General features: G+C 33.5%; 15 protein-coding genes. 4 read left to right on the top strand and 11 right to left on the bottom strand.

The window, feature by feature from the left end; translation table 11 throughout:
* Window positions 1-38 precede the first annotated feature (38 nt).
* Entirely contained in the window at window positions 39-2,240 is a 2,202-nt protein-coding gene (gene recQ / locus Y10_RS16360) for a DNA helicase RecQ (protein WP_281766500.1), read from the bottom strand.
* 86 nt (window positions 2,241-2,326) lie between these two features.
* Here recQ and Y10_RS16355 point away from each other — a divergent pair, with 86 nt between their 5' ends.
* The 4 genes from Y10_RS16355 to lptB are packed head-to-tail and all read left to right on the top strand — an operon-like array spanning window position 2,327 to window position 5,258.
* A complete protein-coding gene (locus Y10_RS16355) occupies window positions 2,327-3,292 on the top strand; it encodes a KpsF/GutQ family sugar-phosphate isomerase (protein WP_281766499.1) in 966 nt (321 codons plus the stop codon).
* Window positions 3,292-4,122: a twin-arginine translocase subunit TatC gene (tatC, locus tag Y10_RS16350; RefSeq protein ID WP_281766498.1), complete on the top strand. Its 831-nt coding sequence runs from the start codon at window positions 3,292-3,294 to the stop codon at window positions 4,120-4,122. Before Y10_RS16355 ends, tatC begins: the two co-directional genes overlap by 1 nt.
* Window positions 4,122-4,472 (top strand): carboxymuconolactone decarboxylase family protein, encoded by a 351-nt coding sequence (locus tag Y10_RS16345; protein WP_281766497.1) that lies wholly within the window; start codon window positions 4,122-4,124, stop codon window positions 4,470-4,472. Before tatC ends, Y10_RS16345 begins: the two co-directional genes overlap by 1 nt.
* A gap of 36 nt (window positions 4,473-4,508) precedes the next feature.
* Window positions 4,509-5,258, top strand: a complete 750-nt coding sequence (gene lptB / locus Y10_RS16340; RefSeq protein WP_281766496.1) for an LPS export ABC transporter ATP-binding protein — start codon at window positions 4,509-4,511, stop codon at window positions 5,256-5,258.
* 40 nt (window positions 5,259-5,298) lie between these two features.
* Here lptB and Y10_RS16335 read toward each other — a convergent pair whose 3' ends face one another.
* The 10 genes from Y10_RS16335 to Y10_RS16290 all read right to left on the bottom strand — a co-directional run bounded on the left by Y10_RS16335 (window position 5,299) and on the right by Y10_RS16290 (window position 17,038).
* Window positions 5,299-6,267, bottom strand: coding sequence for a glycoside hydrolase family 25 protein (locus Y10_RS16335; RefSeq protein WP_281766495.1), 969 nt, complete (start codon window positions 6,265-6,267; stop codon window positions 5,299-5,301).
* A gap of 3 nt (window positions 6,268-6,270) precedes the next feature.
* Window positions 6,271-7,002, bottom strand: coding sequence for a CDP-alcohol phosphatidyltransferase family protein (locus tag Y10_RS16330; protein ID WP_281766494.1), 732 nt, complete (start codon window positions 7,000-7,002; stop codon window positions 6,271-6,273).
* A gap of 37 nt (window positions 7,003-7,039) precedes the next feature.
* Entirely contained in the window at window positions 7,040-8,626 is a 1,587-nt protein-coding gene (gene lnt / locus Y10_RS16325) for an apolipoprotein N-acyltransferase (protein ID WP_281766493.1), read from the bottom strand.
* Window positions 8,627-8,660: 34 nt separating this feature from the next.
* Complete coding sequence (locus Y10_RS16320; RefSeq protein ID WP_408733627.1) at window positions 8,661-9,722, bottom strand: putative type IX sorting system protein PorV2; 1,062 nt, start codon at window positions 9,720-9,722, stop codon at window positions 8,661-8,663.
* 99 nt (window positions 9,723-9,821) lie between these two features.
* Window positions 9,822-11,207, bottom strand: a complete 1,386-nt coding sequence (locus Y10_RS16315) for a sugar transferase (RefSeq protein ID WP_281766492.1) — start codon at window positions 11,205-11,207, stop codon at window positions 9,822-9,824.
* Window positions 11,208-11,212: 5 nt separating this feature from the next.
* Window positions 11,213-12,499, bottom strand: a complete 1,287-nt coding sequence (locus tag Y10_RS16310; RefSeq protein ID WP_281766491.1) for a phenylacetate--CoA ligase family protein — start codon at window positions 12,497-12,499, stop codon at window positions 11,213-11,215.
* Window positions 12,500-13,522 carry a glycosyltransferase family 4 protein gene (locus Y10_RS16305; protein WP_281766490.1) on the bottom strand — a complete coding sequence of 341 codons (1,023 nt, stop codon included), beginning with the start codon at window positions 13,520-13,522 and terminating at the stop codon, window positions 12,500-12,502.
* Window positions 13,464-14,855, bottom strand: a complete 1,392-nt coding sequence (locus Y10_RS16300) for an O-antigen ligase family protein (RefSeq protein WP_281766489.1) — start codon at window positions 14,853-14,855, stop codon at window positions 13,464-13,466. Before Y10_RS16300 ends, Y10_RS16305 begins: the two co-directional genes overlap by 59 nt.
* Window positions 14,842-15,915: a glycosyltransferase gene (locus Y10_RS16295; protein ID WP_281766488.1), complete on the bottom strand. Its 1,074-nt coding sequence runs from the start codon at window positions 15,913-15,915 to the stop codon at window positions 14,842-14,844. The genes Y10_RS16300 and Y10_RS16295 overlap by 14 nt, the downstream gene beginning before the upstream one ends.
* A 10-nt stretch (window positions 15,916-15,925) precedes the next feature.
* On the bottom strand, window positions 15,926-17,038 hold the full coding sequence (locus Y10_RS16290) for a glycosyltransferase family 4 protein (RefSeq protein ID WP_281766487.1): 1,113 nt from the start codon (window positions 17,036-17,038) through the stop codon (window positions 15,926-15,928).
* Between the last annotated feature and the right edge of the window lie 2 nt (window positions 17,039-17,040).

Raw genomic sequence — 17,040 nt, 5'->3', positions numbered from 1 at the left:
TTTTTAGTTCAATCAAAACTTATTATTTCTGCACTAAATTAATTAGCAACATCACTTATAAATTTAATACGGTACAATCTTATTTCTTCATCTTCATAATCACCATCAAACTCATCCATTGCTACTGATATTTTATCAGATTCAGCTTCCAAGAAATAGTCGTGTAATTCTTCTTGTTGGTCTTCATCTAAAATTTCATCAATCCAATAGGTTATATTAAGTTTAGTACCACTGTAAACAATCTGTTCCATCTCTTTAATAAAGTCGTTCATATCTAAGCCCTTTGCAGAAGCTATATCCTCAAGGGATAATTTCCTATCAACACTTTGAATAATAAATAACTTTAAAGAAGAATTTGCACCCGTACTTTTTACCACCAAATCATCTGGTCTGGTAATATCATTATCATCTACGTATTGGGTTATAAATTGAACAAAATCTTTACCATATTTTTTAGCCTTCCCTTCTCCTACACCATGCACAGAACCAAGTTCTTCAATAGTCATAGGATATTTCAATGCCATATCTTCTAAAGAAGGATCTTGAAAAACTACAAACGGAGGAACTCCTAGTTTTTTAGCTACTTTTTTCCGTAAGTCTTTCAGCATTCCTAGCAAACGCTCATCTGCCGCACCTCCAGCACTTTTACCAGCAGTTACAATGGTATCATCATTGGCTTCTTCATATGTATGGTCTTCCGTCATCATAAAAGAATGCGGATTTTCTACAAAAGCCCTTCCTGCATCTGTCAAGAAAAGCACTCCATAGGTTTCAATATCTTTCTTCAATAAACCTGCTACAAGCGCCTGTCTAATTAAAGCCATCCAAAATTTAGGGTCGTGATTTTTACCAATCCCAAAAAATGGCTGATCATCTGTTTTATGAGATTTTATTAAAGCGTTTACCTTTCCAACTAAAGTATTTACAATTTCTTTTGGTTTATACTTTTGTTTTGTATCACCTACAATTTTTATTAAAGTAACAACTTCGTCTTTAGCTTCGGTCTTTTTCTTAGGGTTTCTAATATTATCATCCATATCAGCCCCTTCACCATTAACTGCATCAAATTCTTCTCCAAAATAATGGAGAATAAATTTTCTTCTAGACATTGAAGTTTCGGCATAAGCAACCATTTCCTGCAATAAAGCATGACCAATTTCTTGCTCGGCTACTGGTTTACCCGACATAAATTTTTCTAACTTCTCTATATCCTTATAAGAGTAGAAAGCAAGACAATGACCTTCTCCTCCATCTCTACCAGCTCTACCAGTTTCTTGGTAATAACTTTCTATAGATTTGGGAATATCATGATGAATTACAAAACGAACATCGGGTTTATCAATACCCATACCAAAGGCAATAGTTGCAACAACCACATCAACTTCCTCCATCAAAAACATATCTTGATGTTTAGCCCTGGTTTTAGCATCTAGCCCTGCATGGTAAGGCACTGCAGAAATACCATTTACCTGTAATACTTGTGCTAATTCTTCAACACGTTTTCTACTTAAACAATAGATAACACCAGACTTACCAGCATTTTGTTTTACAAACCGTATAATATCCGCATCTACATTTTTAGTTTTAGGACGTACCTCATAAAATAAATTAGGGCGGTTAAAAGATGCCTTAAAAGTATTTGCATCGGTCATTCCTAAATTCTTCAAAATATCTTCCTGAACCTTAGGTGTTGCAGTAGCAGTTAACCCAATAATTGGGATATCTTCACCTAAACGTTTTATTATATTTCTTAAATTTCTATACTCTGGCCTAAAATCATGTCCCCATTCAGAAATACAGTGCGCTTCATCTACGGCCACAAATGAAATTTCAACAGATCTAAGAAACTCAATATTCTCATCTTTGGTAAGTGATTCAGGTGCTACATATAACAACTTAGTTACACCTTCCTTTATATCACTTTTTACTTTCTTAATTTCAGTTTTGTTTAACGAAGAGTTAAGTACATGCGCAATTCCTTCTTCCGAAGAAATTCCTCGAAGGGCATCTACTTGGTTTTTCATTAACGCAATTAAAGGCGATACTACAATTGCAGTTCCATCTTTCACTAGAGCAGGTAGCTGGTAACATAAAGATTTACCACCACCGGTAGGCATAATCACAAAAGTATTATTCCCCCCAACTATACTCTTAATCACCTCTTCTTGAAGACCTTTGAAGGTATTAAATCCAAAATAATGTTTAAGCGCTTTATGCAAGTCAATTTCAACTGAACTCATGCTATCTTTTTACTATTTTACATACATTTGCACTAATAAAGATAACACATTATTCAGTTTATACAAACAGAAAAAACCGATTAATTTTGAGCCATTTAAAATCAATAATAGCTACTGCACAGAAAACTATTGAAAATGAATATGAAGCTGTAAAGAATCTTATCTCATTAATAGATGATGAATTTGCAGAAGTTGTACAACTTATATACAACGCCAAAGGCAGAGTTGTAGTTACAGGGGTTGGTAAAAGTGCCATCATTGCCAACAAAATAGTAGCCACTCTTAACTCTACCGGAACACCATCTATTTTCATGCATGCCGCAGATGCTATACATGGTGATTTAGGAATTATTCAAAAAGACGATGTTGTTATCTGCTTATCTAAAAGTGGTAACACCCCTGAAATCAAAGTATTGGTTCCGCTTTTAAAGGGCGGTACTAACAAATTGGTTGCTATTACAGCTAATAGAGATTCTTTTTTAGGCACACAATCTGACTACGTATTACATGCTATGGTTGAAAAAGAAGCCTGCCCTAACAACCTTGCCCCTACTACAAGTACTACCACACAGTTAGTAATGGGTGATGCTTTAGCGGTTTGTTTATTAGAATTAAGAGGCTTTACCAGCAACGATTTTGCAAAATTTCACCCTGGTGGAGCACTTGGTAAAAAATTGTATTTAAGAGTTAGAGACATTGCTTCCGGTAATATGATACCTCAAGTAAGCCCTGAAACTAATATAAAAGATGCCATTGTAGAAATCTCTGAAAAACTTCTTGGTGTTACAGCTGTGACAAAAAACCATAAAATTGTTGGTGTGATAACAGATGGTGACATTAGAAGAATGCTAAGCAAGCATGACAATATAGGACAATTAAAAGCGTCTGATATTATGTCTGAAAATCCGAAAAGAATTCAAGCAGGTGAATTGGCTGTTGATGCCCTTGAGATGATGGAAAAAAACGATATTACACAACTTTTAGTAGAAGAAAACAACCAATATATTGGTGTAATACATCTTCACGACTTAATTAAAGAAGGTATTTTATAATGGCAAAAAAACAGAAAAAAGGACCAGATGAAATGACGTTTCTGGATCACCTTGAAGAATTACGTTGGCATATTATCAGGTCTGTTTTAGCAGTATTAATTATTGCTATTGTAGCCTTTATAATGAAAGACTTTATTTTTGGCACCATTATTTTAGGCCCACAAGAAGCTGATTTTATTACCTACAGATTTTTCTGTGATTTATCGCAAAAATTTGGATTAGATGATGCTTTTTGTACTACAGAAATAGGTTTTGATATCCAAAACAGAACCATGGCAGGTCAGTTTACTGCACATATGTGGACCTCTATCTGGACTGGTATTGTCTTAGGATTTCCCTATTTAGCGTATGAGTTATGGAAATTTATTAGCCCCGGACTTTATGAAAAAGAAAGAAGAAATGCTAAAGGATTTATTTTTGTTACCTCCTTCTTATTTTTCTTAGGAGCAGCCTTTGGTTACTTTTTAATTTCTCCATTATCCATCAACTTTTTTGGTACCTACCAAGTAAGTAATGCTGTAGAGAATAAAATTGACCTTGACTCTTACATATCATTGGTAAGATCTTCTGTATTAGCCTGTGGTGTTATTTTTGAATTACCTATCATTATATACTTCTTTACAAAGATTGGTTTAGTTACACCAGACTTTTTAAGAACTTACCGAAGACATGCTGTAGTAGTGGTACTTTTAGTATCTGCCATTATTACCCCACCTGACATTATAAGCCAAATTATAGTTTCTATACCTATTTTAATACTTTATGAAGTAAGTATCTATATTTCGGCATACGTTTTGAAGAGAGATAAAAAGAAAATGACAAACATATAATGAGCAATTTAGTAGAAGAATTTGATGCATACAGGTCTAAAATGAACGACCGTATTCTAAATGACAATAATAAGATTATAAAAAGAATCTTTAATCTAGATACCAACGCTTTTGCCGCAGGTGCTTTAAATGTAAAAACCAAAGAATTACTTGGTTTAGTAGCCTCTGCTGTGTTGCGTTGCGATGACTGTGTAAAATACCATTTAAAATCTTGTAAAGAGGCTGGGTTAAACTCGGAAGAAGTAGCAGAAGCATTAAGTATTGCCACCTTAATTGGGGGTACCATAGTGATTCCGCATTTACGCCGAGCTTATGAATTTTGGGATGCCTTACAGGAGGAAACAGAATAAAAAGGTTACTTTTACACCAATTACCAAATACACTTTATGAAATTAAGAGCAGATAATATAATGAAAGCCTATAAAGGGCGTAAGGTAGTTAAAGGAATTTCTTTGGAAGTAAACAAAGGAGAAATTGTTGGTTTATTAGGGCCTAATGGTGCTGGTAAAACCACCTCTTTCTATATGATTGTAGGATTGATTAAACCTAACGGTGGAAAAATTTACTTAGATGATAAAGAAATAACCAATTACCCAATGTATAAAAGAGCTCAAAATGGAATTGGATATTTGGCTCAAGAAGCTTCAGTATTTAGAAAAATGAGTATTGAAGACAATATTATGAGTGTGCTTCAACTTACCAAACTTACCAAAGGTGAACAGCTTAAAAAGATGGATGCACTTATTGATGAGTTTAGTTTAAATCATATTAGAAAAAACAGAGGTGATTTGTTATCAGGTGGTGAAAGACGTAGAACTGAAATTGCACGTGCCTTAGCTACCGACCCTAGTTTTATTCTGTTAGATGAACCTTTTGCAGGGGTTGACCCAGTTGCAGTAGAAGACATTCAGCGTATTGTAGCGCAACTTAAAAATAAGAACATTGGTATTTTAATTACCGACCACAACGTACAAGAAACGCTAGCTATTACAGAGCGCTCTTACCTAATGTTTGAGGGTAGTATTTTAAAAGCCGGAATACCCGAAGATCTTGCTGCCGATGAAATGGTACGAAAAGTATATCTAGGACAAAATTTTGAGTTACGTAAAAAGAAAATAGATTTTAACGCACATTAATACTAAAGGAGCTTATTGCTCCTTTTTTTATTCCCCTAACTTATCGGATTAGTAAGTTTTTTATCTTCAAAGAATCTCCATTAAAAACATTTACGTCTACAGGTTCTCTACATCCTGGTATGGTAGCCTTATCTGTAAACTGCCAAAAGTGCCAATCGGGTTCTATACGCTCTACAAAAAAATTGTAATTGGCTATCCAAATGGTATAATCTTCAAAATCTTCATATAAAAACCGATTATAAAAATCTTCGCCACTATATAAAATTGGTTTTACTTTATAATGATTTTCTACTCGTGTAAGCCAACGGCGTAAGCCCAATTTTAAACTATCAATAGATTGTGTAGAGGGCACATTTTCTATATCTAAAACAGGAGGTAAATCTCCCTTTTTCAACTTTACCGTATTGATGAAATTAATAGCCTGTTGTACTGAGTTTTCATTAGGTCTGTAGTAATGGTAAGCTCCTTTTATAATTCCTAAATCTTCTAAAGACTCCCAATTTTCTTTAAATTTTCGATCCTCCAGATCCTTCCCTGCTGTAGCACGCACAAAAACAAAAGAAACCGGAAAGCTATCTTGAATTTTTAAACTTTCTTCCCAATCAATTTTACCTTGATAGTGAGAAATATCAATACCATACAAATGTGAATTATGCCTGTTCAGCACATCAAAAATTCGCATTTCATCAGTTAAAGAAACCTCATAACGCCTCTGAACTTTCTTCTCAACAAAATAATACAAAGCGTACCTATAATGCCAAACAGCAAACAGAAGGGCTATTAAAAATATGGGAAAGATAATGTGTTTACCGAACGAGAAACGACGTTCTTTTTTCTTTTTTACTGGCTTTCGTTTACCGGTATTTTTAGAAGCAGTTGTTTTTTTTACAGCTGCTTTTTTTGCAGTAGGCTTACGCTTAGGAGCATTATCTGCCTTGCGTACTCCCAAAGGTTTTAATGGGTGCTCTTTATCTTTATCTTTGTCTTTGCCATTTGCCCCTGCTGCCATATTCTACCATTTTAAACGGTTAGCTAATACCGATAATACTACATACAACACTATAATAAAAGGAATTGCAATAAACTGCATTGTAACCGCCATACACACAGCCAATATCAAAAAGATATAACGAACTGCATTAGTTCTAAATCCGTATGTTTTAAACTTTAGTGCAAATAAAGGAATCTTGGCATTAAGCAAATAAGAAGATACCAACGTTAACCCTATTAAAAACCATTTATTAAGAATAAAAGCATGCAATCCATCACCGTTTTCAAATTGAAGAATTAACGGAAATGATAAAATTAATAAAGTATTCGCAGGCGTAGGCAATCCTATAAAAGAACTTGTTTGGTTAGTATCTATATTAAAATTAGCCAATCTGTAAGCAGAAGCTAAAGTGATAAGCAACCCTATAACAGGCACCAAATTCAAATCTGATATACCCTCATATGCATTGCCGTCTGGCACAACATCGCCTGTACTCCACTGCAGCATTTGATACATGGCAATACCTGGCACCACACCCGATGTAACCATATCTGCCAACGAATCTAATTGTAATCCTAATTCTGATTGTACTTTTAAAGCACGTGCTGCAAAACCATCAAAAAAATCAAAAAAGATTCCTAAAAACACAAAATAAGCAGCATACTCCAAATTATCATTAACAGCAAAAATTACAGCTATACAGCCACTTAAAAGATTTAAAAGTGTAATAAGGTTTGGAATATGTTTTTTCATAAAATCTAACTTACTGTTTTACAAATATAGTAATGTGCTAAGAAGGTCTTTTTCTAGTAAATGCAAAAAGCACCCCTAATGCCGATAGGAAAATAGCAATTCTGGCAATATAATCTCCGTATTTAACATAAAAGGTTAAAGATTGGTTTTTATGTATAGTACTTTTTAACACTCCTTGTTCATCATACCCCAGCTGTTGCTCTATATCTCCTTTTTGGTTAATTACTGCCGATATACCTGTATTAGCACTTCTGATAATGCTTCTACGGGTTTCTATGGCTCTAAGCCTTGCGTAATTGAGATGCTGCTTATGCCCTTGGGTATTACCCCACCACGCATCATTAGTTATAATAGCCAAAAAGTCTGCCCGATTTCTAACAAATTTTGATACATACTCACCATATACAGACTCATAACAAATAATAGGGGCTACCCTATAATCGTTTCCTGTAAAGGGTGTTCTGTCTTCCTGTGTAGTTTTTGTGGCTACTGTTCCTCCTAAATCAAGCATCATATCTCCCATTAATGGTTCAAAAAACCATTTATACGGAAAATTTTCTACCCCTACTACCAATTTAGATTTATGATATAGTGGAACACTATCTACCAAACCATTCATAAAAAAGGCTGAATTATAATCGTTAAACCATAAGCCGTCTTTTATTTTATTTGTTTGGTAGCCCACATTCTTTTCATTCTTAATCAATTCAAACAGCGAAATACCCGCTAATAAATCAGCATTAGGATATTGTTTTAAATATTCCCTTAATCTAAAAAACATTAAAGTTTTATTTACACTACTCAACTTTGTATTATCAGCAAATACAGTTTCTGGTGCAATAATAATGCTTGTATTGTCCGTAATTTTTTCAGCAGTTAACTCTAATAACAATCTTGAAATTTGAATATTAGAGGTATTATATTTTTCAGAATACGGATCTATATTAGGCTGTAAAATAACAGCCTCTGCTGTAGCGCCCTCCTCTTTATAATTCATCTTTAAAACCAAAGATAGTGCTATAGGCAATGCTATTAAAAGTAAGGCTACTACTATGTTTTTCTGAATGTCTTTTATACTCTTTGACGTTGCATATTTAAGCACCAACTTAAAAATAGCAATATTTACTACCCATACCCATAAACTACCACCAAAACTACCCGTATACTCATACCATTGTATATAGTTAGTAGATGTAGCAAAAACATTTCCTAAGTTTAACCATGGCCAAGAAAAATCCCAATTCAAGTGAAATTTTTCAAATGTCAACCATATAGCCGGTAAAAAAATAAGCGATAATTTTTGTGGTAATCTTTTTGCTACTGAATTATACAATAAGAAAACCAACGTCATTAAGAGTGAATTCACCAAAACGGCAAATAACATACCGTAAGGAGTTGCAAAATAAATCCACCAAGTAGTAATAGCGTTCCAAATTAAAAAGGTAAGATATGCTACTGCAAACACTTTTAATTTTTTCTTAAACACCTCTGAATTTCTAATAGCATGTGCTGCATACAACAAAGGAACAAAAGAAAAAAATATGATTAAAGAAACACCGTAGGTAGGCCATGCGAGTGCTAGTAACACTCCTGAAATTATAGCTAATGTATATGGATTCTTCATTAAGTATAGTTAGTTTCTGAGCTTAAAGATATACCTATCTGAATAATTTCCAATCAACTTTTACAGAAAAAACATTTGAATAAATAGCCGCACTTTGGTCACCAATATCGGTTAGTGCATAATCTACTTGAATACTTTTATATTTAAACCCTACCCCAATATTAGGCTGAAAACTAACATTTTCAGAGCCATCTAATTGTAACTCATTTTGGAAGTTACCCACTCCTCCTCTTAGAAAAACCATATTGCGATATCCAAACTCAAAACCAGTAGCTGGTGTTAAACTCATTGACTTTCCAGAAATAATATCATTGGTCTGGGCAAAACGCATATTCAAGTCTACCTCAGCTAATAAGGTATAATCAAACCCAAATTCAAATTTTCTACTTACTCCTAGTTGAGCTTTGGGTAATGTAATCTCGGTAGTCTCAGGAATATCTTGTGCTGGTATTTGGTCACTTACTCCATCAAATATATCCTCATCTATTTGCCAAGTGTTATAAGTAGTAGTAATATCTCTTACCATAATACCAAAAGACCAATCATCTTTTTGATATTGAACTGCTAAATCAAAGCCAAAACCCCAAGAGCTTGCAAAATCCCCAATTACTCGGTGTATTACTTTGGCATTTCCTCCATAGGATAGATAATCATTCGTTTTAGGAGTTCTCGTATATGAAAATATAAGTCCGTAATCTGCTGCAGAAAACAATGAAATTCTATTGTAATCTATATTTCCTTCGCTATCTATCAACTGTGTAGTATTCATAATATCATCAACCCCAAAACGAATTAACGATACACCCATAGCACTATAATGGTCTATTGGTACTGCAAAACCAACATAGTCATACTGTGCTATATTAGCAAAGTACGCGGCATGCATTAAAGCTATTTGCTTATCTTCTAAGTGAATTAATCCCGCAGGATTCCAATACCCAGAATTTACATCATTGGTATGTGCCACAACTGCATTACCCATCCCTAACGCTCTGGCATCTACCCCTATATTCATAAACTCGTTAGAATAAGTAGTAGTTTGCCCAAAACAAACAGAAATTGTAAAGAAAGAAAAAATGGCTATTAATGGTTTCAATGATATATTTATTTTTTGCAAATATCTTATTTTTCAACTGATATATAAACTCTAATTTAACTAAGATATTGTTTACCGAGTGAAGAACAAGATAAAAGTTTATCTTCCTCTATAGAACAAAATGGTACTTAAGGTTTTAAATATGATATTAAAATCCATAAAAGCACTCCTATGTTTTATATAATATAAGTCGTATTGTAGTTTCTTAAGACTATCTTCTTCTGAATCACCGTACTCGGTACTTACCTGCGCCCAACCTGTAACTCCAGGTTTTATCATATGTCTAACTTCATAAAACGGAATTACCTTAGACAAATCGCTTACAAAAATAGGGCGTTCTGGCCTAGGTCCAATCATACTCATTTCTCCTTTCAATACATTGATAAACTGAGGCATTTCGTCTAAACGAGATTTTCTTAAGAAATGACCAAAAGGTGTAATACGAGGATCGTTTTGTTGTGCCCAAACAGCTCCTTGCTTTTCAGCATCAACTACCATACTTCTCAACTTAAATATTTTAAAAGACTTTCCATTTTTACCTATACGCTCTTGATTGTAGAAAAGAGGCCCTTTATTTCCGATAAGATTCCCTATTAGAACTACAGGAATAAAAAAACAGAAAACTAAAAGTCCCATAAATGCCAATACTATATCTAATACTCTGCTAAAGAACAAGTATAATCTGTTTTGATTGCTTCTACTAAAAGGAAAATACTTATAGAAATCCTTTCCTACATATTGTACAGGTACTCTAGCTGTTAAATCTTCATATACTTGCGTATATTCTTTAATAGGCACTCCTTGCTCTAATAAGCGAATAAGACTATCTACAATTTTTTCAGGAAACTCTACGCCAACATTTGATGCTACAATAATTTCAGATATTTTCTCTGTTTCAATCAGATCAAATAAATCATCAGGATTGATAATCTTTACTGGAATTTTTATCTCTTTATTATTAGTAACTATAGCACCTGCAATAAAGAAAGTAGGAGCTTCGTGTCTTATGGTTTGTATTATTAAATCTATCTCAGATGCAGTACCCACAATTAAAACCGATTTATAAAATCGTGGAGAGGATACAAAAAACACATAGCAATAACGCCATATTAATAAAGAAATGGTTACGGCCAAATAAAAATACACCAACTGCATTCTATTATCTGGCAACACCGGAGTAAAAAATGGCGTCAGTAAGAATATTAAAGTAGTTAACGAAGCAACCACCACCACGTTTTGAATAATTTGGTCTACCCTACTGGCTTTTTGCAAATTATACATTTCTAAAACAGTAGCAAATATGTTATAATACAGTAATAAAACAAATATCCAATACCAGTTTTGAGAACTCAAAAGAAAATAATCAAACTGAAAAATTTCACCTACTAAGAACAGTCCTAAAAAAATACTCAAATTATCAAGTATTCGTAATAAGACAATACGTTCTGATAGTTCAAAATGCATTTTACTTTTTGCTGGAGCCATAGGGGTCAAATATAAGATTTAAAACTCTTAGTTTTACCATTTCTATTTGAATAACTAATATTGTTTTCGATAAAATAAACCACATCTTCCTTAAAATACTTACGAATTTCTTTCTCCAACAAATCTTGCTCTCCTTTGCTTATAGACTCTTCAAGAAAAAAATGCAGTTCACCCTTCTTACGTTGTTCAATATAGTACGTTAAATTTAATTTATGTTGGCTTGACAAGTTTTTAAAAATATAATAAAAATACAAGCTCGGATACTCATTTTTATAACCTTTTACAGCTTCCCCTACTCTTCCCGTCACTTCTTTAATTACAGCATGTTTCATACCACATTTACACTGGTAATCATCCGCTGCTAAAGCTATATAATCACCTAACTCATAACGAATAACAGGAAATTTGAATAACTGCAAATTGGTTACAACAATCTTCTCATCAATCTTTTCTACAATAACACCTTCCATATTCACATGCATATTTCCATGCGGACATTCAAAAGCTATAATACCAGATTCCGTTGCTCCATATTCACTAATTATAGGTAGCCCAAAAGCTTCCTTTACAATGGGTTTGTAACTCTCATAAATTTTTTCAGAAGTACCTTTAACCATTTTTAAGTTTGTAGGCTTCGGTAAATTCTCTTCTAAAATCATTTTTGCCGTTTGGTAAATCATAGAAGAATATCCATGAATATAACTTGCTCTTTGAAGTTTTTTAGAAAACTTTACCAGATTTTTCTTCTCATAACTAAAAAGTCTAAACCTATTTTGTAAAGCATCTAAACTCCTAGTTTTCAATATAGCCAATTTACTAAAGTTGAAGCCCCAAAAATACCCGTTATACTCCCAAGGTTTTACAAGGTACCAGCTATATCCTCTTTTGATAGATGCTCTATTAAAGGAGTCTGCCGATTCTTCTCTTTGAAACTTTAAGCTATTACCAGAAGTGCCTGAAGTTACTGCTAAAAATGTTTTTTTAAAACTTTGGGTGCTATGTAATGCCTCTGTATTTGTAAGTAAGTCTTTCTTAGACAAAACAGGCACTTTAGTCAAATCTTCTAACGTTTGAATATCAGAAGGCTTAAGACTAACGGTATCCCATAAATACTTATAATAAGGTACCGTTTCATAAGCATGTTTTATAAGCTTTTTTAATTGGTTTAATTGATATACTTCTAACTCAGACAGAGACCATTGTTCCGAATTTTTCAGAAATTTATAATGTTCTGAAATACTTGGGTTTCTATACCTCTCACCTAGTGTATATAGCTTTTCTGAAAAATTCATTTAACCTTGTAAAACAGTGTTCCATTTATCTTTAACCACTTCCCAGTCTACCTGGTCTGTATATTGCTTGGCATTATCAGTTATTGTTTCTACTAAAGTAGTTGAAACTAATAATCTATTGATTGCTGCTACCATTTCTTCAACATTACCAGATGTAACCAACAATCCATTTTCACCGTTTTCTATCATAAACGGAACTCCTCCTACATTGGTAGATACCACTGGCAATCCTAGTGCCATAGCCTCTAGCACACTTACCGGGGTATTATCTATAGTAGTTGTATTTATAAAAATATCGTAATCAGCTGCCATTGCTATCCATTCTTCTTTTGCTAATTTACCTGTAAAGGTTACTGGTATGTTATGTGATTCTGCATAGCTTTTGCAAGTTTCTAAACTTCCATCTTTATCTGGCCCCACCATACATAAAGTAGCATTTACACCACTACTGTTTAATTGTTCACAAACCTTTACTGCCATCTCAGGGTTATATAAGGTTGCAAAAGAACGCACCCATAATAATTTACATTGTAAATTCAGACGTTTTTTATATGGGTAATTTTCTATTTCTAGTGCATTTGGTATATGAACTACGTGAAAACCATAGTTAAGAAAAACCGACTCTAAAAATTTAGATGGGGCTACGTTGGTTTTCGAATTTTTAAATAAATGACTCGAAAGTTTAGGATTGTTTTTTAATCTAATTTCCAAATTCCCTCCATGTAGTATAGGAATGTATGACACTTTGTATAACGTACACAACCTACCTATAATTACAGCATAGTAAAAATTAGAAGTACTGTAAGTATCTATTAAAACCACATTAGTAGTTTTGGCTTCCTTTAAAAACACATAAACCATGTGCAACATTCTAAGTAACTTATTAGAAACTGATGATGCATAGGTAACCGCATATCCCTGCAGCTCTAGTCTACTTCCAAGCTCCTCTATGGTGGTTACAGTTTTACCCTTCCCCGATAGCTTGTTCCCTATGTACAGTAGATTCTTTTTTGCTATTGTCATTATATAAGGTTATTACGGATAAAGCATATAAAAATGTTGGCACTGAAATACGTGTAGCATTATGGTTAATGGTTAAAAACCAAAATATGAAAAATGATAATGCTAACGGGTTCCTATGATAAAACCAAAACCTAGCTAAAGGTGTTATAAATAAGATTGAAAAAGCTAAAAAACCTAGCATGCCATGTTCTGCTAATAACCTGGTTATTTCATTATGCGATGCAGCCTCAATACCCGATTCATCTTCTCTGTAGAATTTATTATTACCTACACCAATACCCAAAAATGGATTCTCATTAAATGCCTCAAGCTCATAAGCAATAAGCTCTTCTCTACCTCCTAAAGCGTCTTCCTTTTCTCTTCCTAGCGCATCTTGGTTGTTGTATCGTTTTTCTAACAAACCATTAGATACAATATTAGAATACCCCCAAACTATTAGAAGTAATAACGATAAAACTCCAAGAGTTTTAAACAAACTTTTCTTCAGTTTATCCCCTAAACTAAGATATAAAAAACCTAAAAATGGTACAATTGCAGCGGCAGCAGTTAAGATGCCTCCCCTGGAAAAAGTTAGTAATCCACGATATATCATATACCCCATTAATGCTGCATTAATGGCTTTTAGCCAGATTTTCTCAGAGCATAATAAAAATCGATATAATAATATAAATATACCAACCCCTAATGCCACACTTACTTGGTTAGGTCCATACCCCCCTGAAGCTCCAAAATTAGAAGTCGTGTTTAAAAATAAAGAAGAAAGATCTGATTTGTACAATGCCATATAGGAAGTCATACTTACTATAGGCAATAAAAACCAATATAAAATTCTGCTTAATTCTTGATAAGACACAGTTTTATTAATACAATAAATAGCACAAACACCTGTACATACTGGCCCACTTAAATTAAAGGCTATTACCTTTCTAAATTCTGCCTCATAATTTAAAATATTAATACCAGACATATAGATACCTGGTATAAGAAGGAGTATATATACAATATACAAAAAGGCTGGCTTACTAATATTATTATAAACTATCCCCAAAACCATGTATACAATAATAATATACTTCATGAGCTCTGAGAAAAACAATCCGCTTGTCATTCTCATAAAAACATCAGCACCTGCCATATAAGCACATACCATTAACACCTCATGGTTTTTATTTCTACTTTTAAATATAAATATAAAACCCAATGCCAAAATAATAGGCACATACAGTTTTGCTAATGGTTTAGCAAACGAGAATAGCATGCCTAAACCAATATGAATTAGCAACCATAAAACCTCAGTATAATATTGCCCTGTGCGTGCTTTAAGCTTGTTCATAAATTGTAATCAATCTTTGTAAATATTGATTTTGACCATAATGGTTTTGTACCGTTTCATATAATTGTGCTCCTAAACTAATGCGCTTGTCATTTTCTGCAATCAAAGTTGACATAGCTACACATAGTAACTCATTATTTTTAGGTGGTACTAACAACCCATTTTCATTATTTTTCACTACTGTACTGCATTCTCCCACTTTTGTTACTACTACGGGCAACTTCATTAGTCCGTATTCTAATAACGCCAAAGGTAAGCCTTCTGACTCAGATGCTAAAACACCAATGGTAGCCTGTTCTAAAATATTTTTAGTATCTGTTCTGCTACCATACATAAACACCCTATCTTCTAATGTAGCCTCCTTTATCAAATGTGCTATTTCATCAGCATAGGCATCGTTAAAGTTCTTCCCTACCAAATGTAATGTCCAATCTGGGTGTTGCTCATGTAGCTGCTCAAAAGCTCTTAATAAGTTTTTATGATCTTTCTGAGGCCTGTAATTTGCCAAGCATAAAATTCTTTTACCTTCAGTACCCTTTAACTTTGTTAGCAGTACTTTATCATCTTCTAAATAAGCAAAATTAGACACGTAGCAAGCCTTTTTAAAACCAACTACCTCCCTAGCCCATTTTGCCAACTGTTCGTTTACAGATATGACAGCATGAATACCAAATTTGAAAGCTTTCAAAACACCCGCAGGTCTTTCTGCTAAATATTCGCTTTTACCATAATGATCGTGCCATACAATTTTAACAGATGGATAAAATACTTTGGCAAGTACAGCTACAAAATAAGAACTGCTATGCGCATGTATTATTTCTATTTTATGTTGCTTTAAATAATTTTTTAATCTTAAAACAGCACCAATATCAAGAGTTTTCTGTCTTTGTAAAAACAAATAAGATACTTTATCGCTAATCTTTTCCTTAAGTTCACCTTCTTTCCTAGTACTTACTAACCCAGAAAAGTGATTACACTCAGCAAGACCATTAGCAATATTTACAGCCATACGCTCTGCACCTCCAATATCTAAACTATCTATTAATTGAACTACTCTCATCTGTGTTTTACTATAGTAGTTTTACAATTTCTGCTTCAAAATAATCTAACGTATATGTTCTAGACCACTCACTACCTTCTTTTCTTATTGCTGTGCACTTATCGGTATTAATCATCACATTTTTCACAGCTTCTACATCTTGCTCTAACTGCATAGAAAGTAACACACCTCTTTGCCCTTCTGCTAGCATATAAGGTACACATGAAATTGGCGTCACTACCGGTATACATCCCCAAAACATTGCTTCTGCAACAACTTTTGGCCACCCCTCACTTTTAGAGGGCAATACCATAAAATGGCTTTCTTTATAAGCATTTTCAATTTCTGTCTTGGTTTTATTACCATGCAACGTAATATAAGAGGCTATTTGCTCTGCCGCTATAAATGTTTCCAATTCATTACGAAGTACTCCATCTCCAAAAACATCTAAACTAACATCATATCCTTTTTTTTTGAGCCCTTGCACTAACTGTATTACATATTTTGGTTGCTTACCCACAGATAGTGTACCTACAAACAAAAACTTTATATGGTTTGTATACAGTTTCGCCTTTAGAGGTTGTTTATCTTTCTCATAGTAAGTTGCTGTAAAAAAAGACTTTATATTCTTTGTACTATTTGGCCAATCACCATATACCAGAGTATTCATGTTCTTGGTTAGCAAGGTACTTTTTAAAATTTTCTTTTGTAATCTATATGATGCAGGCTGATTACTATTAGGGTCCCAATTACCTGCATATTTGGCTGTTTTAGTTTTCTTAGGAAAGCATATTTGAACTATACAACCAAGCAGTCCCATATTACCTGGACATCTTAAATGTATATGATCAGTTTTTCTCATATACCTAAAAATTGTCCATAACAACATGGGTAAATTAAATAATGTTTTAATTATTTCTTTACCCGAAGTTAGAGAAAATGCAGGTACAGCTTTAAAGTCTATATGGCTATGTTCATAAGGTATTTCTATAGCTGTAATAGCACGTTTAGAAAGTGGTGCCACAATAAGCACCTCATCTACATGTTTTAACCAAATATTCATTTCTCTTACGTACGGAGCATACCCATAATACTTTCCGTCTTTATACACATGCTCTACATGGGTTACAATTAGAAATTTCATAT

Source organism: Neptunitalea lumnitzerae, assembly GCF_027924185.1.
GTDB lineage: Bacteria > Bacteroidota > Bacteroidia > Flavobacteriales > Flavobacteriaceae > Neptunitalea > Neptunitalea lumnitzerae.
Note: the sequence above shows the minus strand (reverse complement) of the source record. Positions and strands in the feature narration are given on the sequence as shown.

What these genes read in the sequence shown, in the direction of transcription:
- Y10_RS16300 (WP_281766489.1), bottom strand. Translation starts at nt 14,855, where the DNA reads ATGAACAAGCTTAAAGCACGCACAGGGCAATATTATACTGAGGTTTTA.
- Y10_RS16345 (WP_281766497.1), top strand. Translation starts at nt 4,122, where the DNA reads ATGAGCAATTTAGTAGAAGAATTTGATGCATACAGGTCTAAAATGAAC.
- Y10_RS16335 (WP_281766495.1), bottom strand. Translation starts at nt 6,267, where the DNA reads ATGGCAGCAGGGGCAAATGGCAAAGACAAAGATAAAGATAAAGAGCAC.
- lnt (WP_281766493.1), bottom strand. Translation starts at nt 8,626, where the DNA reads ATGAAGAATCCATATACATTAGCTATAATTTCAGGAGTGTTACTAGCA.
- recQ (WP_281766500.1), bottom strand. Translation starts at nt 2,240, where the DNA reads ATGAGTTCAGTTGAAATTGACTTGCATAAAGCGCTTAAACATTATTTT.
- Y10_RS16295 (WP_281766488.1), bottom strand. Translation starts at nt 15,915, where the DNA reads ATGAGAGTAGTTCAATTAATAGATAGTTTAGATATTGGAGGTGCAGAG.
- lptB (WP_281766496.1), top strand. Translation starts at nt 4,509, where the DNA reads ATGAAATTAAGAGCAGATAATATAATGAAAGCCTATAAAGGGCGTAAG.
- Y10_RS16305 (WP_281766490.1), bottom strand. Translation starts at nt 13,522, where the DNA reads ATGACAATAGCAAAAAAGAATCTACTGTACATAGGGAACAAGCTATCG.
- Y10_RS16310 (WP_281766491.1), bottom strand. Translation starts at nt 12,499, where the DNA reads ATGAATTTTTCAGAAAAGCTATATACACTAGGTGAGAGGTATAGAAAC.
- Y10_RS16330 (WP_281766494.1), bottom strand. Translation starts at nt 7,002, where the DNA reads ATGAAAAAACATATTCCAAACCTTATTACACTTTTAAATCTTTTAAGT.
- Y10_RS16290 (WP_281766487.1), bottom strand. Translation starts at nt 17,038, where the DNA reads ATGAAATTTCTAATTGTAACCCATGTAGAGCATGTGTATAAAGACGGA.
- tatC (WP_281766498.1), top strand. Translation starts at nt 3,292, where the DNA reads ATGGCAAAAAAACAGAAAAAAGGACCAGATGAAATGACGTTTCTGGAT.
- Y10_RS16315 (WP_281766492.1), bottom strand. Translation starts at nt 11,207, where the DNA reads ATGGCTCCAGCAAAAAGTAAAATGCATTTTGAACTATCAGAACGTATT.